This window comes from Hymenobacter sp. APR13 (genome assembly GCF_000737515.1).
Lineage (GTDB): Bacteria > Bacteroidota > Bacteroidia > Cytophagales > Hymenobacteraceae > Hymenobacter.
The window spans coordinates 874732-899144 of record NZ_CP006587.1; the positions used below are offsets into that span (position 1 = coordinate 874732).

The 24413-nt window shown below is 62.3% G+C and carries 23 protein-coding genes; 4 read left to right on the forward strand and 19 right to left on the reverse strand.

Going from position 1 to position 24413, the window contains the following annotated elements; all coding sequences use genetic code 11:
* Window positions 1–56: 56 nt before the first annotated feature.
* Window positions 57–2075: a DNA mismatch repair endonuclease MutL gene (gene mutL, locus N008_RS03675; RefSeq protein WP_044013815.1), complete on the reverse strand. Its 2019-nt coding sequence runs from the start codon at window positions 2073–2075 to the stop codon at window positions 57–59.
* Window positions 2076–2393: 318 nt separating this feature from the next.
* Between mutL and N008_RS03680 the strand changes: the two genes are divergently transcribed.
* Window positions 2394–5348 carry a glycoside hydrolase family 3 N-terminal domain-containing protein gene (locus N008_RS03680; protein ID WP_044013817.1) on the forward strand — a complete coding sequence of 985 codons (2955 nt, stop codon included), beginning with the start codon at window positions 2394–2396 and terminating at the stop codon, window positions 5346–5348.
* Window positions 5349–5582: 234 nt separating this feature from the next.
* The gene (gene bshA / locus N008_RS03685; protein ID WP_044013820.1) at window positions 5583–6725 is read left to right on the forward strand and encodes an N-acetyl-alpha-D-glucosaminyl L-malate synthase BshA; all 1143 of its coding nucleotides are present in this window, start codon (window positions 5583–5585) and stop codon (window positions 6723–6725) included.
* A gap of 71 nt (window positions 6726–6796) precedes the next feature.
* Here the strand turns inward: bshA and N008_RS03690 are convergent, their stop codons facing one another.
* The 3 genes from N008_RS03690 to N008_RS03700 are packed head-to-tail and all read right to left on the reverse strand — an operon-like array spanning window position 6797 to window position 8286.
* Window positions 6797–7327, reverse strand: a complete 531-nt coding sequence (locus N008_RS03690) for a 5' nucleotidase, NT5C type (protein WP_044013821.1) — start codon at window positions 7325–7327, stop codon at window positions 6797–6799.
* Between the two features lie 33 nt (window positions 7328–7360).
* Complete coding sequence (locus tag N008_RS03695; protein ID WP_156108997.1) at window positions 7361–7741, reverse strand: hypothetical protein; 381 nt, start codon at window positions 7739–7741, stop codon at window positions 7361–7363.
* 8 nt (window positions 7742–7749) lie between these two features.
* Entirely contained in the window at window positions 7750–8286 is a 537-nt protein-coding gene (locus N008_RS03700) for a hypothetical protein (RefSeq protein ID WP_044013826.1), read from the reverse strand.
* A 267-nt stretch (window positions 8287–8553) separates the two neighbouring features.
* On the opposite strand from N008_RS03700, the gene N008_RS03705 reads away from it, so the two are divergent.
* A complete protein-coding gene (locus tag N008_RS03705; protein WP_044013828.1) occupies window positions 8554–8907 on the forward strand; it encodes a HesB/IscA family protein in 354 nt (117 codons plus the stop codon).
* A 62-nt stretch (window positions 8908–8969) separates the two neighbouring features.
* On the opposite strand, the gene N008_RS03710 is transcribed toward N008_RS03705, so the two are convergent.
* The 9 genes from N008_RS03710 to N008_RS03750 form a co-directional block, all read right to left on the reverse strand.
* Window positions 8970–9320: a hypothetical protein gene (locus N008_RS03710; protein ID WP_044013829.1), complete on the reverse strand. Its 351-nt coding sequence runs from the start codon at window positions 9318–9320 to the stop codon at window positions 8970–8972.
* A 74-nt stretch (window positions 9321–9394) separates the two neighbouring features.
* Window positions 9395–10345, reverse strand: coding sequence for an MBL fold metallo-hydrolase (locus tag N008_RS03715; RefSeq protein ID WP_044013831.1), 951 nt, complete (start codon window positions 10343–10345; stop codon window positions 9395–9397).
* A complete protein-coding gene (locus N008_RS03720) occupies window positions 10335–10802 on the reverse strand; it encodes a GNAT family N-acetyltransferase (protein ID WP_044013833.1) in 468 nt (155 codons plus the stop codon). The genes N008_RS03715 and N008_RS03720 overlap by 11 nt, the downstream gene beginning before the upstream one ends.
* Before the next feature lie 12 nt (window positions 10803–10814).
* Complete coding sequence (locus N008_RS03725) at window positions 10815–11450, reverse strand: hypothetical protein (protein WP_044013835.1); 636 nt, start codon at window positions 11448–11450, stop codon at window positions 10815–10817.
* Between the two features lie 130 nt (window positions 11451–11580).
* The gene (locus N008_RS03730) at window positions 11581–12456 is read right to left on the reverse strand and encodes a ChaN family lipoprotein (protein WP_044013836.1); all 876 of its coding nucleotides are present in this window, start codon (window positions 12454–12456) and stop codon (window positions 11581–11583) included.
* Window positions 12457–12573: 117 nt separating this feature from the next.
* Window positions 12574–13935 (reverse strand): ABC transporter permease, encoded by a 1362-nt coding sequence (locus N008_RS03735; RefSeq protein ID WP_044013838.1) that lies wholly within the window; start codon window positions 13933–13935, stop codon window positions 12574–12576.
* A gap of 191 nt (window positions 13936–14126) precedes the next feature.
* Window positions 14127–15068 carry an ABC transporter ATP-binding protein gene (locus N008_RS03740; RefSeq protein ID WP_044013840.1) on the reverse strand — a complete coding sequence of 314 codons (942 nt, stop codon included), beginning with the start codon at window positions 15066–15068 and terminating at the stop codon, window positions 14127–14129.
* 117 nt (window positions 15069–15185) lie between these two features.
* The gene (locus N008_RS03745) at window positions 15186–15749 is read right to left on the reverse strand and encodes a hypothetical protein (protein WP_044013841.1); all 564 of its coding nucleotides are present in this window, start codon (window positions 15747–15749) and stop codon (window positions 15186–15188) included.
* 50 nt (window positions 15750–15799) lie between these two features.
* The gene (locus N008_RS03750) at window positions 15800–16312 is read right to left on the reverse strand and encodes an RNA polymerase sigma factor (protein WP_044013843.1); all 513 of its coding nucleotides are present in this window, start codon (window positions 16310–16312) and stop codon (window positions 15800–15802) included.
* A 153-nt stretch (window positions 16313–16465) separates the two neighbouring features.
* Between N008_RS03750 and N008_RS03755 the strand changes: the two genes are divergently transcribed.
* The gene (locus tag N008_RS03755; protein ID WP_044013845.1) at window positions 16466–16777 is read left to right on the forward strand and encodes a hypothetical protein; all 312 of its coding nucleotides are present in this window, start codon (window positions 16466–16468) and stop codon (window positions 16775–16777) included.
* A 269-nt stretch (window positions 16778–17046) separates the two neighbouring features.
* On the opposite strand, the gene dnaJ is transcribed toward N008_RS03755, so the two are convergent.
* The 6 genes from dnaJ to N008_RS03785 form a co-directional block, all read right to left on the reverse strand.
* Entirely contained in the window at window positions 17047–18186 is a 1140-nt protein-coding gene (dnaJ, locus tag N008_RS03760) for a molecular chaperone DnaJ (RefSeq protein ID WP_044013847.1), read from the reverse strand.
* Between the two features lie 136 nt (window positions 18187–18322).
* The gene (locus N008_RS03765; protein WP_044013849.1) at window positions 18323–18889 is read right to left on the reverse strand and encodes a nucleotide exchange factor GrpE; all 567 of its coding nucleotides are present in this window, start codon (window positions 18887–18889) and stop codon (window positions 18323–18325) included.
* 316 nt (window positions 18890–19205) lie between these two features.
* The gene (obgE, locus tag N008_RS03770) at window positions 19206–20288 is read right to left on the reverse strand and encodes a GTPase ObgE (RefSeq protein ID WP_081910595.1); all 1083 of its coding nucleotides are present in this window, start codon (window positions 20286–20288) and stop codon (window positions 19206–19208) included.
* A 169-nt stretch (window positions 20289–20457) separates the two neighbouring features.
* On the reverse strand, window positions 20458–21081 hold the full coding sequence (locus N008_RS03775; protein WP_044013850.1) for an adenylate kinase: 624 nt from the start codon (window positions 21079–21081) through the stop codon (window positions 20458–20460).
* Between the two features lie 121 nt (window positions 21082–21202).
* Window positions 21203–21748, reverse strand: coding sequence for a hypoxanthine phosphoribosyltransferase (gene hpt, locus N008_RS03780; RefSeq protein ID WP_044013852.1), 546 nt, complete (start codon window positions 21746–21748; stop codon window positions 21203–21205).
* 188 nt (window positions 21749–21936) lie between these two features.
* Entirely contained in the window at window positions 21937–24171 is a 2235-nt protein-coding gene (locus N008_RS03785) for a sodium-translocating pyrophosphatase (protein ID WP_044013854.1), read from the reverse strand.
* Window positions 24172–24413: the final 242 nt, after the last annotated feature.

Consider the following 24413-nt stretch of genomic DNA (forward strand, 5'->3'; position numbering starts at 1 on the left):
ATGGTTCCGGTCGTTCAACGACGAGACGCGAAGTGTCGCGTCTCTACACCGCTAGATCAGCGGCGGAAGAACTCCTGAATCTGGCTGAGCTCCAGTAGCACGAGGGTGCGGCGGCCGTCGGGGGTGTAGCCGGGCACTTGGCAGGCAAACAGCTTATCGACCAGCGTGTTCATTTCGGTGTCGGAGAGGCGGGCGCCCGAGGCGGCGGTGGCCACGCGGCGGGCCAGGGCGCGGGCCATCTGCTCGCGGCGGTCCAGCTTCACGGGGCCGGCGTGGGTCCGGAACTGCTCGATGAGGCCTTCCAGCAGCTCCTTTTCGTCGCGGGCCGGCACGTCGGCCGGGATGCCTTCCACGGCAATAGTATGCTTGCCGAAGTCGGTGAACCGGAAGCCCAGGCCGCGCAGGGCGTCTTCCACCTCGCGCAGAATGGCAAAATCCTGGGGCGTAAACGTGACCGTGCGCGGAAACAGCAGCGTCTGGGAGGCGCCGGTTTCGCGCTCCAGCGTGTGGGCGTACTGCTCGTACAGGATTCGCTCCCGCGCGGCGGCCTGGTCCAGCAGCATCAGCCCCGACTTCACGGCCACCAGCAAATACTGCCCGTGCACCTGCAGCACCTTGTTGCCGGAGCTGGCCGGCACCTCGCGCAGCGGCAGCTCGGGCGCGGCCGGCACCGCCGCCGACGTGGCCCCCACCACCAGCGCCGGCGACACCAACGGCGGCGCAGCGGCAGCAGCGGCCGTGAGGGCGGCGGCACTGGGCACGGGCACGCCTTTGGCCGTGGCTTCGCGCTCCACGTCGGGCACGTTCACCTTGCTGAGGCTCTTGTAGAACTCCTCCAGGTCGCGCTTGGCCTGCTCGGTGGGCCGGGGCGGAATCTGGCGCTCGTAGCCGCTGTCGGCACGGGCGGGGCTGCCGGGGCGGGCGTCGCGGGCGGGCGTGGCCGCGGCGGAGGCGGCCGAAGCCAGCGCGTCGGGCCGGAAGTCGTCGGGGTCGAAGTTACTTTTGGGCAGCTCGCCCAGCGGCGTGCGCAGCGGCCGGATAGGCGCGAAGTTCACGTCGCCATCAAAGTCCAGCGAGGGCGCCATGTTGTGCAGCCCCAGGCTCTGCTTGACGGCGGCGCGCACAATGGCGTACACGGTTTTCTCGTCCTCGAACTTGATTTCCGTCTTGGTGGGGTGCACGTTGATGTCGATGGCCTTGGGGTCGAGGTCCAGAAACAGCACGTAAAACGGATGCGCGTCTTTGGGCAGCAGGCCTTCGTAGGCGGCCAGCACGGCGTGGTTGAGGTAGGCCGAGCGGATAAAGCGGTTGTTGACGAAGAAGAACTGGTCGCCGCGGCTTTTCTTGGCCGATTCCGGCTTGCCGATGAAGCCCTTCACGCTCAGAAACGGCGTCACCTCCTCGCAGGCCGCCAGCTGCTCCTTGTAGCCGTTCCCGAGCAAGCTCACGATGCGCTGGCTGAGCTTGCCGGCCGGCAGGTTGAACACCTCCAGGTCGTTCTGGAACAGCGTAAACGCAATCTGGGGGTTGGCCAGGGCAATGTGCTGGAACTCGTCGAGGATGTGCCGCATTTCCACGGCGTTGCTCTTGAGGAAGTTGCGCCGGGCCGGCACGTTGAAAAACAGGTTTTTGACGCTGATGCTGGTGCCGTCGGGGCAGGCCGTAGGCTGCTGGCTGGTGATTTGGGAGCCTTCGATGAGCAGCAGCGTGCCCGTTTCCTGGCTGGCCTGCTTGGTGCGCAACTCCACCTGGGCCACGGCCGCAATGGAGGCCAGCGCCTCGCCCCGGAAGCCCAGGGTGCGGATACGGAACAGGTCGTCGGTGGTGCGGATTTTGGAAGTGGCGTGGCGCTCCAGGCTCATGCGGGCGTCGGTGGCGCTCATGCCCGAGCCGTTGTCTACCACCTGCACCAGCTGCTTGCCGGCGTCCTTGACGATGAGCTGCACCTGGGTGGCGCCGGCATCGACGGCATTTTCGAGCAATTCTTTGACGGCCGAAGCCGGCCGCTGCACCACTTCGCCGGCGGCAATCTGGTTGGCCAGATACTCGGGAAGCAGCTGAATTATGTCGGCCATTCAGGGGAAATAAAGAGGATACGAAAAAAGAAAAGGCGGGCGTTAACCCGCTGAGCAATTGGACTTGCTCGATGAACGGCCAACCACGGCCGGGATTTTCTCCGTAAGTTTGTGGCCAACATTCGTGTGTGTTGTGTTGGCCGGGCTCCCGGGTTCACACAGTTGGGTAGAGCAGATGACCGGATGCCTGGGGCTCACCATTGCGGTGGCCGGGCCCGCCGGACCCCGCTTTTCCGGCACCCGAATGGGAACAAAAGTAGGGCGAAATCCGCTTGCGTTCAACCAGACCACTTACCGCCAGACACCATACGGGAGCCCATGCTCAAGGAATTTCGGATTAGACTCTTACTGCTGCTACTCGCTGCCACGGGTCTGATCATCACCTCCGCGGTGCCCTACGAAGACGCGGCCAAACCCCGCTCCGTGGCCGAGCAGAACTGGGTGGACAGCGTCTTCAACTCGCTCACGCCCGACCAGCGGCTGGGGCAGCTGTTCATGGTGGCCGCCTACTCCAACAAGGACAAGAAGCACGCCCAGTACACCGAGTTTCTGATCAAGAACTATAACATCGGCGGGCTGATGTTTCTGCAGGGCGGCCCGCGTCGGCAGGGCCACCTCACCAACCGCTACCAAGCCGCTGCCAAGGTGCCGCTACTCATTGCCATGGACGCCGAGTGGGGCCTCGACATGCGCCTCGACTCCAGCATGCACTTCGCCAAGCAGATGACGCTGGGCGCCATGGACGACGAGCAGTACGTATACCAGATGGGCCGCGAAATTGCCCTCAAGATGAAGACCCTGGGCGTGCACGTCAGCTTTTCGCCCGTCGTCGACGTCAACTCCAACCCCGACAACCCGGTTATCGGCAACCGCTCGTTCGGCGAGAACAAAGAGCAGGTGGCCAAGCGCAGCGTGGCCTACATCCGCGGCCTGCAGGACCACGGCATCATGGCCGTGGTGAAGCACTTCCCCGGCCACGGCGACACCGATGTGGACTCGCACGTGGCCCTGCCGGTCATCAACTCCGACTTGGCCCGCCTGACCAACGTGGATTTGTACCCATTTCAGCAGTCGTTTGAGGCGGGCGTGATGGGCGTGATGGTGGGCCACCTCTACATGCCGCTGTTCGATACGGTGCGCTCGGTGTCGGCTACCATCTCGCGCAACCTCGTGACGGGGCTGCTGAAAGAGAAAATGGCCTACAAGGGCCTCGTGTTTACGGATGCGCTCAACATGAAGAGCGTGGCCAACCTCTACAAGCCCGGCGAGCTGGACGCGCTGGCGCTGCTGGCCGGCAACGACGTGCTGCTGTTTTCGGAAGACGTGCCGGTAGCCATCCAGAAAATCAAGGACGATCTGGCCGCCGGCAAGCTGGTGCAGGCTGATGTCGACCAGCGGGTGCGCAAGATTCTGCGCGCCAAGTTCTGGGCCGGCCTCAACAACCAGCCGCCCGTGGACGTGCCCAACCTGATGGCCAACCTCAACCGGCCCCAGAGCCGCACGGTGGCCCAGGAAATCTACGAGCACGCCACCACCGTGGTGAAAAACCAGGACGACCTGCTGCCGCTGCACCGCCTCGACACGCTGCGCATTGCCACCGTCACCATCGGAGCCGGGCCGGGCAGCACGCTGGGCGAAATCATGAGCAAGTACCAGAGCGGCCCCGTGTACGCGGTAGCCAACCGCTACGCGCCCGACTCCACGTTTGCCCGGATTCTGCCGCGCCTCGCCCCCTACAATACGGTGGTGGTGACGCTGCACAACATGAACAACACGCCCACCCACAACTACGGTTTGGGCGACGGCACGCTGAAATTCCTGAAGGATCTGCAGGCTAACCCGCGCATCAAAACGGTGGTGGTGGCCATGGGCAACGCCTACTCCTTGAAGCACCTGGATGGCGCCCGCACGCTGGTGTGCGGCTACGAAGACAACTACGCCTCGCAGCTGGTGGTGCCGCAGGTGCTGTTTGGCGCGCTGCCCGCGTTGGGCCGCCTGCCGGTCACGGTTACGCCGGAGCTAACGGCGGGCGTGGGCCTGCCGACGCCGGACTTCAAGCGCCTGCGCTACGCCACGCCGGAAAGCGAAGGGCTCGACTCCAAAGTCCTGGCACAGATCGACAACATTGCGCTGGAATCGGTGGCGTATGCGGCCGCGCCCGGTTGCCAAGTGCTGGTGGCCAAGAACGGAGCCGTGGTGTTCGACAAAAGCTACGGCTACTGCACCTACGACAAGAAGCAGCCCGTCAGCAACAGCACGCTCTACGACCTGGCGTCGGTAACGAAAGTGGCCGGTACGCTGCAGACCATCATGTACCTGAAAGATCAGGGCAAGCTCGACCTCGACAGCAAAGTAGCCGCCTACCTGCCCGAGCTGAAAGGCACCAACAAGCGCGACATGACCGTGCGCGAGGTGCTGCTGCACCAAGCGGGCCTGAAAGCCGGCATCCCGACCTGGGAGAAAACCATCACCAAAACCGGCCCCAAGCCCACCTTCTACGCCAGCACCAGCACGGCTGGCTTCACCAACGAAGTGACGCCCAACCTCTACAGCGTGCAGACGGCCGAAGACTCGGTCTGGACCTGGGTGCAGCGCTCCGGCTTGCTGCCCAAGACCAAGGGCAAGTATCCGGTGGAGTATTCCGACCTGAGCTTCATCATTCTGAAGCGGGTGGCCGAAAAGCTGCTGCAGGAGCCCATTGAGAACTTCCTCGACAAGAGCTTCTACAAGCCGCTTGGCCTCGGCACCATGACCTACAACCCGCTGCAGAAGTTTCCGCAGTCGTGCATCGCGCCCACCGAAAACGACACCTACTTCCGCCGCGCCCAGCTGCAGGGCACCGTGCACGACCAGACGGCAGCCATGATTGGCGGCGTGGGCGGCCACGCGGGCCTGTTTGCCAACGCCAACGACCTGGCCATCCTGATGCAGATGAACCTGCAGAACGGGCGCTACGGCGGGCTGCGCTACTTCCAGAGCCCCGTCGTGACGGAGTTTGCGCGCAGCACCGTGGCTGGCAACCGCCACGGCCTGGGCTGGGACCACGGCGACCCGACCAAGCCCGAAGGCCCCACCAGCAACCTCTCGCCGGCCAGCACGTTTGGCCATACGGGCTTCACCGGCACCTGCGTCTGGATGGACCCCGAAAACAAAATCCTCTACATCTTTCTTTCCAACCGGGTGTACCCCGACGCCGGCAACAACAAGCTGCGCCAGTACAACATCCGCACCCGCATCCACGACGTCATCTACAAGTCGCTGCAAAAGACATGACCTGTTGTCCGGCTTTTCTGTTTCTTTGACTCCGCAATCGGCGGCAAGGCGTTCCTGAGGGAGCAGCTTGCCGCCGTTTTTTTTGTCTTTGCGCCCGCAGGGAAGAATCTGAATTGCCTGCTGACCGGCTTTTATCAGGTTCCTTTCTGCGGTCGGAATGACACCTCCCTTACCCGTTTCTGCTCTGCCCCGCCGCTCCACCTGCGCGACGGCGCAGGCTAAAGCCTACGCTACATGAACATCGGCATTGTCTGTTACCCCACCTTTGGCGGCTCCGGCGTGGTAGCCACCGAGCTGGGCAAAGCCCTGGCCCAGCGCGGCCACCGCGTGCACTTCATCACCTACAGCCAGCCGGTTCGCCTCGATTTCTTCAACGAGAACCTGTTCTACCACGAGGTCTACATCCCGCCCTACCCGCTGTTCCAGTTTCCGCCCTACGAGCTGGCACTGGCCTCCAAGATGGTGGACATCGTGCAGAACGAGAAGCTGGACGTGCTGCACGTGCACTACGCCATTCCGCACGCCTCGGCGGCCTACATGGCCAAGCAGATCCTCATCACCAAAGGCATCCGCGTGCCGGTCATCACCACCCTGCACGGTACCGACATCACGCTGGTGGGCAAAGACGCCAGCTACGAGCCGGTGGTCACGTTCAGTATCAACCAGTCGGATGGCGTAACAGCCGTTTCGGCCGACTTGCGCAAGGAAACCTACGAGTACTTCGCCATCGAGAAGGACATTGAGGTGATTCCGAACTTCATCAACCTGGACCGTTTCAAGAAGCAGGACAAGAGCCACTTCAAGGCCGCCATTGCCCCCGACGGCGAAAAGCTGCTCATCCACACCTCCAACTTCCGCTCCGTGAAGCGCGTCGAAGACGTGGTGCACATCTTCGACGGCGTGCGCCAGCAGATGCCGGCCAAGCTGCTGCTCGTCGGCGACGGGCCCGACCGGCCGCGCATTGAGAAGCTCTGCCGCGACCTAGGCCTCAGCAGCAACGACGTGCGTTTCCTGGGCAAGCTGGAGGCCGTGGAAGAAGTATTGAGCGTGTCGGATCTGTTTCTGATGCCGTCTGAGAAGGAAAGCTTCGGGCTGGCGGCGCTGGAAGCCATGGCCTGTGAAGTGCCCGTCATCAGCACCAACGCCGGCGGCATTCCCGAGCTGAACGAGCACGGCATCACGGGCATGACCAGCAACGTCGGCGACGTGGCCGACATGGTGAAAAACGCCCTGTTCGTGCTCCAGGACGACAACCTGCCCCGCTTCAAGGACGCTGCCCGCGCCCACGCCGAAACCTTCGCCGTCGGCAACATCGTGCCCCGCTACGAAGCCTGCTACCAGCGCGCCATTGATGCCGTGCTGGCCGCCACGGCCTAGTCGTTTTTCGTTCCTCAATAAAAACAGAAGGCCCGGCGCAATGCGTCGGGCCTTCTGTTTTGTAGGATTGGCTACAGGAAGATGGCGCCGATTTCCTGCCAGCTGTGCACGCGGCGGCAGCGGGTTTCCAGGGCGTTGTGCGGCGCGTCGAACAAGATACCTTCACCCCGGAAGTTGTCGAAGTTGAAGGCGTTGTCGTCGATGAGAAAGTCGGCGTTGAGGATGCTTTTGTCGCCGCAGAACACCACGTTGCGCCACGGAATGAAGCTGAAGTGCTGCTGCAGCCACTCGTACTTATCCAGAAACGAGTTGGGAAACTCCATAGCCGCCGAGGCGATGAACAGCTCGTGGCGCCGGCTTAACTCGCGCAGCACACGCTGGCTGTCGGCCATGAGGGGCAGGTCTTTGAAGAAGCCGGGCCGGTTGGGGTAGCCGCGCAGCGCCAGCTGGTGCTCCGGTGCCACGGCGTCGTGGAAGTTCTTGCCGCGCAGCTGCGCCAGGGTCATTTCCAGCCCAAACTCGTGGGCGTACCACTCCTGAAACCGGGCAATGGAGTCGGCTATTACCTCATCCATATCCACGGCAATGCGGGTTTTCGTCATAGTTTGGGGTTGCTACGAGCCACTTGGCTCTGTTTATTCAGGGTCTTCGTCCGCCGAAGGAGCACTCACCCAGGCGCAAACAGCCGTCAGCAACGCCACTACCAGCACCACCTGCCACGTAGCGGAGTTTACCGAAACGGCCGGACTCTCCCGCGACCCAAGCACGAACAAGCCTAGCCACCAGATGCTCAGCGCCACCAGCACGGTAGCGGCCACGCTGGGGTGCTGGTCTTTGAGCAACACCACCAGCCAGTACATCAGAAACGCAATAACGAGCGGAACGCCGGCTATCAGCACCACTATAGCCCACAGAATTTCTCCCATGGACGTGTTCTTCATGGCCTCGGCCCAGCACAGGCGGCTGCCGAGCAGCGCCACGGCCAAAGCAGCTAATCTAGGCCGGGCTATCGTCATGCCGCCACCTAAAACAGCCCGAAGGCTTCGCGCTTGACGGCCAGTAGGGCCCGCTCGGTCGGGTCCACTTCGTCGGTGATGAGGCTTTCGAGGATGCGCTTGGCCAGCTCGGTGCCGCGGGCCTGCTGGGGCTGGGGCAGCGTGTGGTAGGCCTTGTTGATAGCCGTCAGGACATGCTCTTTGGCGGCTTTCACTTCGCTCCAGGTGTCGGGGCTCATGTAGAGCTGCTGGCTGAGGTTGTGCTCGTATTCGGCCCGGATTTCCTGCAGCAGCAGCCGATGATAGTCTGGGGCCGTCTGGCCGGCGCTGCTCAGGCGCACCAGCAGGTTGCTGGGCGTAATGCGCTCCAGCAGCAGCGTGATGCGCTCGAAGGCCTGCAGGCGCAGCGGCAGCGTGGCCTTGTTGTTTTCCAGGCGCAGCTCCAGCAGGCGGCGCTGCTGCTCCCGGTCGAGGTGTTGCCGGACGAGGTAGAAAATAGAGCCGGCCACCAGCAGCGCCGGCAGCAGGGTTTTGAGCAGCTCAAACAGGTAAGCGGTGGTATTCATGCAGAATGGGGCCGCCACACGGGCAGCAGAGGTGAACTAAAACCAGAAAACGACTATGCGCTGCGAAGGTAACCACCCCGCGCAGATGCCGCACTACCCGCCCGGCGGCATTCCGGCCACCCGCCCCCGGCGCCAGCAGAACGGGCTTCGCTGAACCAGCGGCTGACTGCTGCTGTTGTAGCCACAACAAAGCCAGTCCGGCAGTAACGCTACTCCCCCGCCGGCTTCGTATCTTTGTCGCCTTACTTTTCTAAAAACGAACGCACTATGGCAACGGCCGTCTCCACGAAACTTGCTCCCATCAGCCTCACGCCACGCGCGCTGGAAGAGGTTCGGAATATCCTGAACGAGAAAAACGTGCCCGCCGAATACGGCCTGCGCGTGGGCGTCCAGGGCGGGGGCTGCTCGGGCATGAGCTATCTGCTCGGCTTCGATAAGCCCAAAGACCAGGACGAAACCTTCGACCTCGACGGCGTAACGCTGATCATGGATAAGAAGCACGCCATGTACGTGCTGGGTATGGAAGTTGATTTCCAGGACGGCCTCAACGCCCGCGGCTTCATCTTCAGCAACCCCCAGGCCAAGAGCACCTGCGGCTGCGGCTCGTCGTTTTCGGCGTAAGCAGCTTTCGGTTTTCTCGCACAAAAAAAGCTCCGGCCCTACGGCCGGAGCTTTTTTTGTGCCTATTCCGCCGGGGCCAGCAGCGCCAGCACGGCGGCGGGGTCGGCTACTTCCACAATGAGCTGGTTGTAGTCATCGTGGTCCAGGTCGATGATGAGGGCGTTGTCGGCGTTGTGCACGTCCCAGAAGATGCGCTTGCCATCCTGGTAGAAAGTGCCGGCCGCCAGCAGGCCGGGAATGTGGGTGCCGGGGGCGCGCCAGCCTTTCCACCAGCCTTTCAGCACGTCGGCGTCCTGCCGCACGCTCCGGATGTGGCTGCGCGGAATCAACAGCTGGCTTTTCAGGGCCCAGAGCTTGTGCAGGCCCTGCACGCTGAACAGCACGTCGGGGCCCTGGATGGTTACGTCTACCATGGTTTCAGAAGACTGGATGAGACTGAAAGAACGTTCTTTTCCGGCTTATTCCTCGCTTTCTGAAGCCAGCAGCGTCAGAAAGCCAGCTTTTCGCCCTGCACCGGAAAAATCAGGCGCACGCCGAGCGTGTTGCCGGCGGCCAGCTCGCGGCGGATGGTGGCTTCGTGGTCGGCGGTGGGCTTGAGGTGCGTCACCACCACTGGCAAACCCCGCAAGGCGCCGGGACCCGCCAGCTGGGCCAGTACTGCCAGCTCCTGCCAGAACAGCCGCGGCGTGAGGTGGCCGAACAGCTGCTTGTCGGGCTGCTGGTTTGGGTAGGACGTTTCCATAAAAATCCCGCGTAGCTGGCCGGCCTGCAGCAGCGACGCCACCGCCTGCCACACGGTACGCAGGTTCTGGGTTTGCTCCACGGCATCGGCGCCGGTGTCGCCGAGGTAGAGCAGGTAGTGGCGGCCGCTACGCACCAGAAACGCGGCGCTCTGGAAGGGCCGGCCGTGGCTGAGCGCGTAGGCCGTGGCGTGGAGCGCCGTGTTGGCCAGCGGCAGCTCTTGCCCGATGGCCAAGGGCTGCAGCTGGTATTTGCCCAGGGCCGGCGCCGCGCCTCTGGGGCCGAAGTTGGGCCAGGCCCGCCAGTTGAAGTAGTCGTTCTGCAGGGTAGCCAGGCAGCCGGGCAGCGCATAGATGGGCTTGGGCGCGTCGTCGGGGGCGTTGAGCAGCAGGCCCGCTACGTGGTCGAGGTGGGCGTGGGAAATCAGGTAGCCTTTGATGCGGCTGCGGATGGTTTCGGTGGCCGGCCCCGGCAGCGCGCGGCGGGCAATGGCCTTTTCCACGCCGGTGTAGAGGCTACCCGCATCCAGACACACGTAGTCGGTGGAGCCGGCCGCCGCCACCAGGTACGCCGACAGGTTGCCTTCGCTGAGCCCGCCCTGCACGCCCAGCGGCACCACCGTGAAGGCCGGCTGGGCCAGAGTCGGCAGGTGCCAAAGCAAAATTACCAGCGCCAGCAGCCAGCCGCTACCGCGCATGACTGTCGGCCGCTAAACGCTGCTGCCACGCGGTCTGGCTTAGCTCAAACCGCACCTCGCCGCTGCCGGTGCGGCCGGTAGCCTGCCAGCCCTGGCGGCGGTAGAACTCCTCGGCCCGGGTGCCGGGGTCGGTACTCAGCCACACGGGTTCCGGGGTGTGGGCGAAGTACCAGGCCAGCATCAAGTGGTGCAGCTTCCGGCCGATGCCCTGCTGGTCGAAATCCGGGTGCACAAACAGCGCCCAGACGCTGTGCTGCTGCAAATCAACGACAGCAAAGCCCACAATCCGGCCGGATTCTTCGGCTTCGGCCACCCAGCCCCGGCCGCGCTGCGCGAGGTAGTCGGCATAGTCGGCGGGCGTAATCAGGGCCGGGTCGCGGAGTACGTTTTCCGTCACGGCCAGGCGCACGGCCGACATGCCGGGAATATCGGAGAGGTGCGCTGGTCGAAAAACCATAATCCGGAGTATTTAGCTGAGGGCGTGCGGATAGCCGATGGCCTCCAGGTCGGCGGCCAGCTGGGGCCAGTCGGTGAGGTCGGAGTTGAGAGCCTGGGCGGTGGCCTGCGTGAGAGGCTCGTGGCGGTAGAGGCGGGCCACGTCGGCGGTTTCGAGGGGCTCCCGCTCGGTTTCGTCGAGGTAGTACTCGTTGGCCCAGTCGGCGTAGGTGTCGGGGTCGTTGTCGAAGATGTAGAGCAGCTCCTCGGAGCCGTCATCTTCGTTGTCCACAAGGCCGGTCTGCCAGCCGTGGGTGGGCGTGTACCACACGCAGAACGTGGTGCCGATGGAGGCGGCCGGCTCGCCGAACACAAACTCGTCGAACACTTCAGGCAGGCCGCGCGTCACCTGCGCCTTTTCGGGCTGGTCGTATTCGGAGAGGAAGCCGTTGATGCAGCAGCCCTCGGGCCGGAACAGCACCAGCATCTGGTCGCCCTCGCCGTCGCTCATCTCAAACAGGGCCTCGTTCTCGTCCCAGGCGGGGTTGTAGGTGTAGTAACGGAACTCCGGGTCGGGCGAGTTGATGGCGTCCAGCGCCGCCAGGGCCTGGCAGAGGCGCTGCAGCGTAGCCGCGTCGGGCAGTTGGGTGAGGTCGAGGGTGGAAATCATGGGTCTGGTACGCTGTGTCATTCCGAGTGCAGCGAGGAATCTCGCGTGCTGCTATCTGGTTGCCATTGCAACGTCAGCACGCGAGATTCCTCGCTGCACTCGGAATGACGTTCCTTTTTGCTGTCAACAATTAATACGTTTTGGTCATATCCTCGGGCACCACCAGCAGAAAATCGGCTTTCTGCTGATTCTCCTTATCGAGCTTGTCGAGGCTGGCCTGCGAGACGGTGCTGAGGGTGAGCACCTTCAGCTGCGGATTCTGCTGGCGCAGGTAGGCCAGAATACCGTCGTGGTTGTCGGAGTGGTAGGCGCCGTTGACGTGGAGCAGCAGGTGGCCGGCGGGGCGGGCCTGCTGCAGGAAATGCGCCATGGTGGCATCCTTGAGGGCCTGGGCAGCTACCATCTTTTGTGGCGTCATACTGCCATGGGTGCTCTCGCCCATCATGGCTGCCATCTTTTGGTAGCCGGGCAGGTTGTAGTCTACTTGCAGCGGCAGCGGCATCATCCAAGCTTTGGCTTTAGAGGACACTGTGTCCAGCGAAGCCAAACCATAATAAGATACTTGCCGGGCGTAGCGGCGCGGCACGTTGGTGCCCACCACCCGGAATTTCTGCTGGCGTGCCAGTTGCAGCAGCGGCTTGTAGTCGGTGGCGTAGTTGGGCCAGGGGCGGCTGTCGGCCTCGAAGGCTTTGTCGTCCAGCTCGCCGGTGGTATACTGGTCGACCAGCGGCTGCACGTCGCGCTCAAACATTTCCAGGCCCAGCACCAACTGGCCCTGGCGCAGGCGCAGCAGGTCTTTGGTGAGCTGCAACGCCAGCCAGTGCGCCATGGGGTCGTTGTGTTGCTCGCCGAAGAACACCACGTCGGCGGCGGCCAGCTCCTTAAGCATCTTGTCGTAGCCGGCGGGCTTGCCGGCGGCCGTGAACAGGCGGTAGGCGGGCCGGTCTTGGGCGTGCACGGCGAAGCTGAGCATCAGCAGAACAAACGAGAGAAACGAGATACGCATAGCACGAAGATACACTGCGCCCTCCGCGAAAACACGGCGTCCTCTGCGGGCTAAGTCGTTGCTACGATTTTAGCCCGCAGAGGACGCCGTGTTTAGCGCAGAGGGCGCAGTGTTGTGCTAGCCCTTATAGAACATCCACTTCGACAGCTCGCGGTAGTTGACTTTCTTGCCGTACATCAGAATGCCCACGCGGTAGATGCGGCCGGCCAGCCAGGTGGTGAAGATGAAGCCCAGCACCAGCAGCACCATGGAGGTAGCCAGCTGCCAGGCCGGCACGCCCCCGAACGGCAGGCGCATGACCATGGCAATGGGCGAGGTAAGCGGAATCATCGACATCCAGACGGCCACCGAGCCGTTGGGGTTGGTGGTGAGGATTGCCTGCGACACCACGAAGGTGAGCACCAGCGGCATGGTCACGGGTAGCATAAACTGCTGGGTGTCGGTGTCGTTGTCGACGGCCGCCCCGATGGCCCCGAACAGCGCCCCGTAGAACAGGTAGCCACCCAGAAAATAAAACAGGAAGCAGCCCACAATCAGCGGCACGTTCAGGTCGGCGGCGCGCAGAGCGGCCGTCATCTTGGCGGCTACGTTGGTGTCTTTCTTGGCGGCTTTTTCCTGCGGCGTATCGGTGCTGACCGTAGCCGTGGCCGAACCCGAAGCCATGGCCGTAGTACGGCTCACCCGGTCTTCCACCATCTTCTCGGGGCTCACGGAGCGCGCCATTACGGAGCTGATGCCCACAGAAAGCAGCACCCACAGCGCCAACTGCGTGAAGCCTACGGCCGCAATGCCTAGCACCTTGCCCATCATCAGCTGGAAAGGCTTCACCGAGGAAATCACCACTTCCACGATGCGGCTGGTTTTCTCCTCCATTACGCCGCGCATAATCTGCACGCCGTACATGAAGATGAATATGTAAATCAGGAAGCCGCAAGCGTAGGCTACGCCCGTGCTGACGCCGGTGCTGGAGCTTTTCTCGCCGTCGTCGCTCAAGCTCACCGTTTCCAGGCTCACGTCGGCCTTGAGCTTATCAAGCGTGGCGCGGTCGATGCCGGAGGCCGTGAGGCGCTGGTTTTCAATCTGCAGCGACACGGCGCGGTTGATGTCACGCTCCAGCGACACGCCCAGGCCCTTGCGCGAAAACACCTGGAAGCCGCCGGGGTTGGCCAGGTCCTGCTTCGGAATGTAGAGCAGGGCGTCGTGCTTGCTTTTCTTGAACTCGGCTTTGGCCTGGGCCAGGTCGGGCGTGGTCGCCACAAACCGGATATCGTCCTTGGCCTCGGGCAGCTTCCCGGCAAACAGGTTGCCGGTATCGGCTACCACCACCGTCTTGCCGCTGTCCGACATCTTAGCAATGAGCACAGGCACCGCAAACAGCGCCACCGTCAGCAGCGGCCCAATCAGCGACATGATAATGAAGCTTTTCTTGCGCACCCGCGACAGGTATTCGCGCTGAAAAACGAGGAATATTTTATCCATGATGGGTTTCGGTTTTGGGGAGAACGTCATGCAGAGCGGAGCGAAGCATCTCGCGTGCTGACGTTGTGGAAATATTGATTGCTACACGGGCGAGATTGGCTCCGCCTTCCTGCGGTTGCTCAACTTCACCCGGAATGACTGATTTACTACACTGGCGAGATGCTTCGGCTGCGCCTCTGCATGACGGTCTGTTAAACCGATGCTTCTTCCATCAGCGTTTCGGGCATGGTTTCGCGCACGCGCCGGATGAAAATGTCGTTGATGCTTGGAATCAGCTCCCGGAAGGCATGCACTTCCACGCTGCCAATGAGGTAGCGCAGCAAATCGTTGGGCGTGGTGCCGGCGTGCAGCCGGATGACGTCGTAGAAGTGGCCGTTTTCGCGCTCCTTGTGCTCCAGCACCTCAAAGTCGGGGTGCGTGACCATGAGCCGGCCGCGGCCTTCCACCGCGTAGGTCTGGGTGCGGAACGTGTTCTTGATGTCCTGCACCGAGCCGTCGAGCACCTTGCGCGAACGGTTGATGAGGGCAATACTGTCGCAGAGCTCCTCCACCGATTCCATGCGGTGGGTACTAAAGATGATAGTGGCGCCTTTCTCGCGCAGGGCCAGAATCTCGTCTTTGATGAGGTTGGCGTTGATGGGGTCGAAGCCCGAAAACGGCTCATCCAAGATGATGATTTCAGGCTCGTGCAGCACCGTGGCAATGAACTGCACCTTCTGCTGCATGCCCTTGCTCAGGTCTTCCACGTTTTTCTCGGCCCAGGGCTTGAGTTCTAGGCGCGTGAGCCAGCTTTTGATGCGCTGGGTGGCATCGGTGCGGCTCAGGCCTTTGAGGCGGGCCAGGTACAAAAGCTGCTCGCCCACTTTCATCTTCTTGTAGAGGCCGCGCTCCTCGGGCAGGTAGCCAATCTGGCCGATGTGGCTGGGGTTGAGCTTCTCGCCCCGGATGCGGATTTCGCCGGAGTCGGCGGCCGTAATCTGGGTGATGATGCGGATGAGCGAGGTTTTGCCGGCGCCGTTGGGCCCCAGCAGCCCGAAGATGCTGCGCTCCGGGATGTCGAGGCTTACGCCGTCGAGGGCGGTGTGCGCGGCGTAGGCCTTGCGCACGTCAATGGCTTGCAGAATGGGAGGCATGGAAGAAGGGTTTGTGGTGCCGTAATATTACACGAATCCGATACAGAAGCTGCTTCAACTTCTCTCAAGCGGTGGTTTCAGCTACCTGAACCGGCAGAAACAGCGCCCAAACTGGCGTTATTCCGTATCCTCCAGCTCGCGCAGGCTGGCCTCCAGCCGGTCGAGGTGCTGGCCGTAGAGGCGCTGCAGGTACCAGCGGGTTTTGCGCACCACCAGCAGCTGCAGCAGGGCACCGGCAAACAGCAGGCCGCCGGCCATGCCGAGCAGGTACCCTACCCGTACCCCACCCGGGCGGCTCAGCTCCGAACCTACGGTAAAGCCGTAGCTCGTCAGGATGGCAAATGGCCCCGCGGCCAGTGTAGCCTTGTAGAAGAACTGCAGCAGCCGGCGTAGCTCCACGCACATCTTCCGAAGATGCGCCTGCACATTGTCCTCCACCGTCGCCATCCGGCGCAACACCCCCAGCTTGAGGTAGTAATAGTAGAGCTGGCCGGCTCCAATCAGCTGCAGAATACTCACCTGCGCTAGTGCTATCAGCTTGTCCGTTCGCAGATACGCAACCGCGAAAAGCAGCATCAGCGCGGCCGTAGCCGCCATTTCCCACCGGGCGTTCCGACGCATCTTCTCGATGATGCCCGGCCGGGTTTTCAGCAATTGCTGCAGCTGGGCTGTATCCAGCATGGGTGTCGACGGCGTAGTCTTCCATTGGCGGCGAAAGTCATCGAGTTCCATCAGACGGGGCGGGTAAGGTGTTGGCGAATCTTGTCCTGCACGCGGTGCATTTTCACGCGCACGTTGTTTTGGGTGATGCCGAGAATGTCGGCCATTTCCTCGTAGGTGCGCTCCTCCAGATACAGCAGCACAAAGGCCTTATCGACGTCGGAGAGGCGGTCGATGGCGCGGTAGAGGGCCGCCATATCCTCGGCCTCGTAGTTGGGCGGCTCGGTTTCCTGCGCCAGCTGCAGCGCCTCGGCCTCCAGGCGCAGCGCCTGCGGGCGGCGGGTGCGCTGGCGCAGGTTGCTGATGGCCACGTTCAGGGCAATGCGGTACAGCCAGGTGCTTAGTTTGGCGCTGGCCTGCGGCACGTAGTTGGGCCAGGCCCGCCAGAGCTGCAGCACTATTTCCTGGAACAGGTCCTGCCGGTCGTCGGCGTCCGGGCAGTACAGCCGGCACACGCGCCGCAGCAGCGGCTGGTACTCATTCACAACGGCAACAAAGGCAGTAGAGGGTGCAGCGGGGCTCATGCAGGCAGCGGGATTTCAGCTACTATATCGGCAGCCCGGCGGCGGCATTACAGGCAGGCCCCATAAATATTTTTCGGCCGCGTCAGTAGTCCGCTGTAATGCCCTGCCACCGCGTGCGATTCATCCGGCAAATCACTTCTTCACCGCCTTGCCATGAAAAAGCCGAACGTATTTACCGGCGCAATTTTCGGACTCACCGGCCTGGTCAGCCTGATTTTCTCTCACGACTGGCTGCAAGCCGGCATGTGGCTGACCCTGGGCGGCGGCCTGTTCCTCTCCGACCTGCGCTACCGCTCTGCCGGCGCAGCCGAAGGCGGCAGCACCACAACCGTTCCTCTGTCGCCAGCGCGCAAATACCTGTCGATGGGGCTGGTGCTGGTGAGCCTGCTCCTGTTCGGGTTCATGGTAAGCCGCGACTTCAAGGCCAGTCAGCACCGCAAAACCAGCACGCACAACGCCCGCTAAGAAACTGTTCGAGATACATCGGACGGTGTAGAGACGCAATACTCTGCGTCTCGTCGTTGAACGACTGGAATTGCGCCGGTTAAACAACATCAGCAACGACGAGACGCAAAATATTGCGGCTCTACCTCGTACTGACGGCTTCCGCAGTTAGCTCAAAACAGATTTCAAGCCAAAGCAGAGCCAAAAAAAGCGCCTGCGTCCCCAAAGGAAGCAGGCGCCCAATCGTCTACAAAATCCGTGAAATCCGTCTAATCCGGTTAAATCCGTGATTACTGGAAGTACTCCTTCACTTTCTCGAAGAAACCTTTCTCGTTTTTGCCGGGGTTCGGGGTGAAGTTCTGAGCATTGCGCAGCTTCTCCAGCAGCTCCCGCTCCTCGCCGGTCACGTTCTTCGGGGTCCAGACGCTGAGGTGGATCAGCTGGTCGCCGCGGCCGTAGCCGTTGATGTCCTTGATGCCCTTGCCGCGCAGACGCAGGATTTTGCCGGGCTGCGTGCCGGCGTCCACCTTAATCTTCACCTTGCCCTCGATGGTCGGCACCTCGATGCTGGCGCCCAGCGCGGCATCCACGAACGAGATATACTGCTCGAACATGATGTTGTTGCCGTCGCGCTTCAGCGACTCGTGCGGCTCCTCCTCAATCTGAATGAGCAGGTCGCCGGGCACGCCGCCGCGCTCCGGGAAGTTGCCTTTGCCGTTCATGCTCAGCTGCATACCCTCGGCCACGCCGGCCGGGATGTTGATGGGAATCACTTCCTCGTGCAGCTGGCGGCCGTCGCCGTGGCAGACGTCGCACTTGCTGGTCACTACTTTGCCCTCGCCTTCGCAGGTGGGGCAGGTAGAGGCACTCACCATCTGGCCGAGCATGGTGTTCACCACGCGTTTCACCTGGCCCTGGCCGTTGCAGGTGCCGCAGGTTTTGAGGTCGGTGCCGTTTTTGGCGCCGGTGCCCGAGCAGGTGTTGCACGCTACGTAGCGCTTCACCTTGATTTTTTTCTCCACGCCGTTGGCCACCTCTTCCAGGTCCAGCTTCAGCTTGATGCGCAGGTTGGAGCCTTTGCGCACCCGCCGGCCGCCCTGGCCGCGTCCGCCGCCGCCAAAAAAGCCCTCGAAACCGCCGCCCCCGAAGATGTCGCCGAACTGGGAGAAGATGTCCTCCATGTTCGGGCCGCCGCCGTTGCCGCCCATGCCCTGGTGGCCGTACTGGTCGTAGCGGGCCTTTTTGTTGGGGTCCGACAGCACTTCGTATGCCTCAGCGGCTTCCTTGAACTTGTCTTCGGCCGTTGGGTCGTCGGGGTTTTTGTCGGGGTGATATTTGATGGCCACCTTGCGGTAGGCCTTCTTAATCTCATCCGCGGCTGCGTTTTTGGCTACGCCCAGCACCTCGTAATAATCTCGCTTCGCTGCCATTGTTGGTATTGTACTTCGTCTGTCATGCAGAGGCGCAGCCGAAGCATCTCGCGTGCTGACGTTGGGGGAGTTACTATGTCAACGGTGCCATGCGGGATGCTTCGGCTGCGCCTCTGCATGACGACCTTCTCTGGGTTTACTGCCCCAGCACCACCTTGGCGTGCCGGATTACCTTGTCGCCGAGGTAATAGCCGCGCTCCACTTCGTCCACGATTTTGCCCTTCAGGTCATCCGACGGGGCCGGAATCTGGGTGATGGCCTCGTGCAGGTCGGGGTCGAACGCGCCGCCTTTGGTTTCCATCGGCGTCAGGCCCTTCTGGTTGAGGGTCTTCTGCAGCTTGTTGTGGATGATGTCGATGCTTTCGCGTACGGCGTTGGCGTCGTCGGTGTCCTTGGTGTGGTGGCGGGCCCGGTCGAAGTCGTCGAGCACGGGCAGCAGAGCCGCCATCAGCTCCTGGTTGGCGGTCTTGAACAGGTCGGCGCGCTCCTTGGTGGTGCGGCGCTTGTAGTTCTCAAACTCGGCGGCCAGGCGCAGGTACTTGTCTTTCAGGTCGGCCAGCTCGGCTTCAGTTTTCGAGCCGGGCGCGGCAGCTTCAGTGCCTTCTACCTCCCCTGCTTCGGGGGCATTGGGCTCCTGGGTGAGCTCGCCGGCGGTGTGGTCGAATTGGGTATCGTCGGGTTGGGGGTTGGTATCGTCAGCCATCTTCGCTTTAAATCGTCGGAATGGGTTGAATCGGGAGGACATAGGCTGGGAGCGGGTCGCAAGGAGTTTGCCAAAGCCCGCGCGGCTGTCATTGTGGCACAGAAACCCGCCTGCCCAGGCAGTTGGTTCAGTCACTTCCGGTTAGTGCGGGCAAGAACTGGCAGCCTGGGCGTGGCCGCTGCTCCTGCCGGTCCGACGCCAGAGGCGTCCGACCGGTCGCCGTCAGGGCCTGCCGCGCAAGCCACCTGAACAACGACCTCACAACTTCAGCACGCGGCAGCCGGTCAGACGGCTACCGCCGTCGGACCGGCCGGCGCTACTCTTGCTCCTGCTCTGCCTCGGGCGCTTCGGCAGCATCCTCTTCCTCCTGCTGGCTCTGGCGCGGCGCCACGGCCGCAGCGGCGCGGTTTTGCTGCAGCGCCTCCCAGATCAGGTCTTTCAGCTGCTGAATGTTCTTGTTGGCCAAGCTGGAAATGAACACCGTCGGCAGGTCGGTGGGCAGCGTAGCCCGGATTTCCGCCTCCAGCTCCTCGTCCAGCATGTCGGACTTGGTGATGGCCAGCAGGCGCTGCTTTTCCAGCAGCTCAGGGTTGAACTGCTCCAACTCGCTGAGCAGCACCTCGTACTCGGCGTTGATGTCCGGCGAGTCGCAGCTAATCATGAACAGCAGGATGGAGTTGCGCTCGATGTGGCGCAGGAAGCGCGTGCCCAGGCCTTTGCCCTCGGCCGCGCCCTCAATGATGCCCGGAATATCGGCCATCACAAACGACTTGTAGTCGCGGTAGGCCACCACACCCAGGTTGGGCGTGAGGGTGGTGAAGGCGTAGTCGGCAATCTTGGGCTTGGCCGCCGACACCACCGACAGCAGCGTGCTTTTGCCGGCGTTCGGGAAGCCCACCAGGCCCACGTCGGCCAGCAGCTTCAGCTCCAGAATCACCCACTCATCAATGCCGGGCTCACCGGGCTGGGCGTAGGCCGGGGCCTGGTTGGTGGCCGACTTGAAGTGGTCGTTGCCCCAGCCGCCGCGGCCGCCGGGCGTCAGAATCAGGCGCTGGCCGTCCTCGGTGATTTCCAGCTTCTTCTCGCCGGTTTCGGCGTCGCGGGCCACGGTGCCGAGCGGCACCTGAATGATGATGTCTTCGCCCTGGGCGCCGCTGCGCAGGTTTTCGCCCCCGCCTTCGCCGGGCTTGGCAATCAGGTGCTTGCGGTACTGCAGGTGCAGCAGCGTCCAGAGCTGGGAGCTGCCTTCCAGGATGATGTGGCCGCCGCGGCCGCCGTCGCCACCATCGGGGCCGCCGTTGGGCAGGCCTTTGGCGCGGAAAAAGTGGTGCGAACCCGCCCCGCCTTTACCCGAGCGACAGTTGATTTTGACGTAGTCGATGAAATTATTGGAAGCCACTTTTCAATTAAAAATTGAGAATTAAAAATTAAGAATTTACGCTATTCCTAATTTTTGATTCCAGGATGTCTGTAAAACAGCTGTCATCCTGCCCATTCCGCCGCAGGGGCGAAATACACAGGATGACAGATGGTTCTGCCACTACCCCAAGCGGGTAGCAGGCGCAAAGTTACGCTTTTACTTCGTCGGTAGCCTGATGGCTGCTTTCGGGGGCGGCGGGCTGGTGCTTCTCGATGATGCCGCAAATCTGCCCGAAGATGTCTTCGATGGCGCCGATACCGTTGAGGGCATGGAATTTCTGCTGCGCGGCGTAGTAGCCGGCTACCTGGGCGGTTTCGGTGTTGTACACCGTCACGCGCTTGCGGATTTTGGTTTCGTCCTGGTCGTCGGGGCGGCCGGAGGTTTTACCCCGCTCCAGCAGGCGCGTTACCAGCTCTTCCTCGGCCACTTCCAGGGCCACCATGCACGACACCTTGGTTTCGTGCTCGGCCAGCAGGCGGTCGAGGCTTTCGGCCTGTGGCACAGTGCGCGGGAAGCCGTCGAAGATGAAGCCAGCGGCCTGCTTGTTGGTTTGCAGGGCGCTGTCGATCATGCCGATTACCACTTCGTCGGGCACGAGCAGGCCTTCATCCATGAGTTTTTTGGCACGCAGGCCGAGTTCAGTGCCCTGGGAAATCTGGGCACGGAGCAAATCGCCGGTGGAGAGGTGCACCAGATTATAGCGGGCAATCAGCTTCTGGCTTTGCGTTCCTTTACCGGCGCCGGGCGGGCCGAAGAGCACGAGATTCAGCATGAGTTGGGGAGCGAAGTGTTACGCGGAGGAAAGGAAAAGTGGGCGTGTTTCTGAAATATAAGCAACGAATAGGAAAGCCTCTACGGGCGCCAGCGAATTTTAGCTGCGTCCGGGAGCCAATTCAGCTGCCTACGGCCTTGTACACGTCCGGATAATTGCGGCCCAGTCCGTCGAAATCCAGACCGTAGCCGACAATGAAATCATTGGGGATGCTCAGGCCCACGTAGCGGATGGGCAGCTCGTGCTGCAGGCACTCGGGCTTGAGAAACAGGGTGGCCACTTCCAGCGAGGCGGGCTCGCGGGCGCCCAGCGTATCGAGCAGGCGGCGCATGGTGTGGCCCGTATCCACGATGTCCTCGACGATGATGACGTGGCGGCCCCGGATGTCTTCGGTCAAACCCAGCACTTCCTGCACGGTGCCGGTGCTGCTGGTGCCCTGGTACGAGGCCACGCGGATAAAGGAAATCTCGCACGGAACGGCCAGCGCCTTCATCAGGTCGGAGGCGAACATAAACGAGCCGTTGAGCACCGCTACCAGCAGCGGCGTCTTGCCGGCGTAGTCGTGGTTGAGCTGGGTGGCCAGCTGCTGAATGCTGGCGGCCAGCTGCCGGGCCGGCAGGTAGGGCTCGAACTGTTTGTCGTGCAGCGAAATATGGTCCGGATTCATCCGTTTGGGGTTGGGCCGTGGGTGAGCGGGCAGGCAAATGTAGTAGAAAAAAGCCGCCCTCCCGGTGAAGGAAGGCGGCTTGAGGGTGAGGTTTGTTCGGGGTTTGTGGTTCGCTTTTCGTTGTTCGTGTCCGGATTCTTTCACCGCCAACCCAACGAAAAACCAACCACGAACTACTAAAAACGCTCCTACAACTGCTTGCGCAACAGCACGAAAACGGCTTCCGCAGCATGGTCGGTAACGTCGGCAAAGCGCACCTTGGGCCGCACGTCCACTTCGGTACGCGGCACCAGGTGGGCCGGCGCCACGCCCCGGTTTGGGGCGGCAATGTGCGGGGCAATTACCAGGCTCACGATGCTCATCAGCTTGATCAGGATGTTCATGCTGGGGCCGGAGGTGTCTTTGAACGGGTCGCCGACGGTGTCGCCGGTGACGGAGGCTTTGTGGGCGTCGGAGCCTTTGTACTCCATCTTGCCGTCAATCATCACGCCTTTCTCGAAGCTCTTCTTGGCGTTGTCCCAGGCGCCGCCGGCGTTGCTCTGGAACATAGCCATCAGCACGCCACTCACCGTGACGCCGGCCAGCGTGCCACCCAGTACCTCGGGCCCGAAGGTGAAGCCCACAATGATGGGCACCACCAGCGCAATCGCGCCCGGCAGCATCATTTCGCGAATGGCAGCCTGGGTGCTGATGGCGACGCACTTCTCGTACTCGGGCCGGCCAGTGCCCTCCATAATGCCCGGAATCTCGCGGAACTGCCGGCGCACTTCCTGCACCATAGCCATAGCCGCGCGCCCCACCGCCGAAATAGCCAGGGCCGAGAAGATGAACGGAATCATGGCGCCCACAAACAGGCCAGCCAGCACCCGGGCGTTGCTGATGTCGATGCTGGTGATGTTGGCCGTGCCCATGAAGGCCGCAAACAGCGCCAGCGAGGTGAGGGCCGCCGAAGCAATGGCAAAGCCCTTGCCGGTGGCCGCCGTGGTGTTGCCCACGGCATCCAGAATATCGGTCCGCTCGCGCACTTCCTTGGGCAGCTCGCTCATTTCGGCAATGCCGCCGGCGTTGTCGGCAATGGGGCCGAAGGCGTCGATGGCCAGCTGCATAGCGGTGGTGGCCATCATGCCGGCGGCCGCAATGGCCACGCCGTAGAGGCCGGCGCACTCGTAGCTGAGCACGATGCCCGCCGCCAGCACGATAATCGGGAGTACCGTGGACTCCATGCCCACGGCCAGCCCGCCGATGACGGTGGTAGCGTGGCCCGTGGAGCTTTGGCGCACAATGCTCAGCACCGGCCGCTTGCCCATGGCTGTGTAGTACTCGGTGATAATGCTCATCAGCGTGCCTACAATCAACCCCACTACCACGGCATAAAACACCTGCATGGCGCTGAACGTGACGCCGCGAATCACAAGGGATTCAGCAGGCAGCATCCAGCGGATAATGAAGTAGGAGGCAATGCCCGACACGACGACCGACACATAGTTGCCCAGGTTAAGGGCGGCCTGCACGTTGCCGCCCTCCTTCACCCGCACGCACAGGATGCCAATGAGGGAGGCAATGATGCCCATGCCGGCAATCACCATCGGAAGCAGAATCGGGGAAAGGCCCTGAAACTGGTCGCCGGTGGCCACTACCTCGCGGCCCAGTACCATGGTGGCCAGGATGGTGGCCACGTAGGAGCCGAACAGGTCGGCGCCCATACCGGCGACGTCGCCCACGTTGTCACCCACGTTGTCGGCGATGGTGGCGGGGTTGCGGGGGTCGTCTTCGGGGATGCCGGCTTCCACCTTGCCCACGAGGTCGGCGCCCACGTCGGCAGCCTTGGTGTAGATGCCGCCGCCTACGCGGGCAAACAAGGCAATGCTTTCCGCCCCCAGCGAGAAGCCGGTCAGGACTTCCAGCGCGGTTTCCATCTCAATGCCATTGGCACTGCCGCCTTTGCTCACCACAAACAGCTGATAGAACACGATAAACAAAGAGCCCAACCCCAGCACCGCCAGGCCGGCCACGCCCATGCCCATCACCGAGCCACCCGAAAACGACACGTTCAGGGCCTGGCTCAGGCTGGTGCGCGCCGCCTGGGCCGTGCGCACGTTGGCCTTGGTGGCAATCTTCATCCCGATGAAGCCGGCCAGCGCCGAGAACACAGCCCCAATCAGGAAGGCAATGACGATGACGGGGCTGGACTTTTCGCCGGTGCTGCCCAGGTAAAACAGGAATGCGGAGGCAATCAGGCCGAAGATGGCCATCACGCGGTATTCGGCTTTCAGGAAGGCAATGGCGCCGTCGGCAATGTAGCCGGCAATGGTGCGCATCCGCTCGTCGCCGGCATCCTGGCGGCTCACCCAGCCCGAGCGGCCCCACGTGTACAGCAAGGCCAGGACACCCAACGCGGGCACTGCGTAGAGAACAGTCATCATAGAGCGGGGGTAAGAAGTGGGAGTTTAGTTGGGAATGAGACAATTAGGAGGGTAAAATAGAATTTATTGCCTAATCCTCAACCTGCCCTTCGCAAATGCGGGCTGCTTATTTATTGGCTGACTGGCAGCTACATGGCTTTTCGGCTATTCTTGAAATGCAGAAAGCCGCTTCCTCAATCGGGAAGCGGCTTTCCGGCGCGTAAGGCGGGTTTGCTGGAGTAGCGGTTATAGCTGCTGCATCT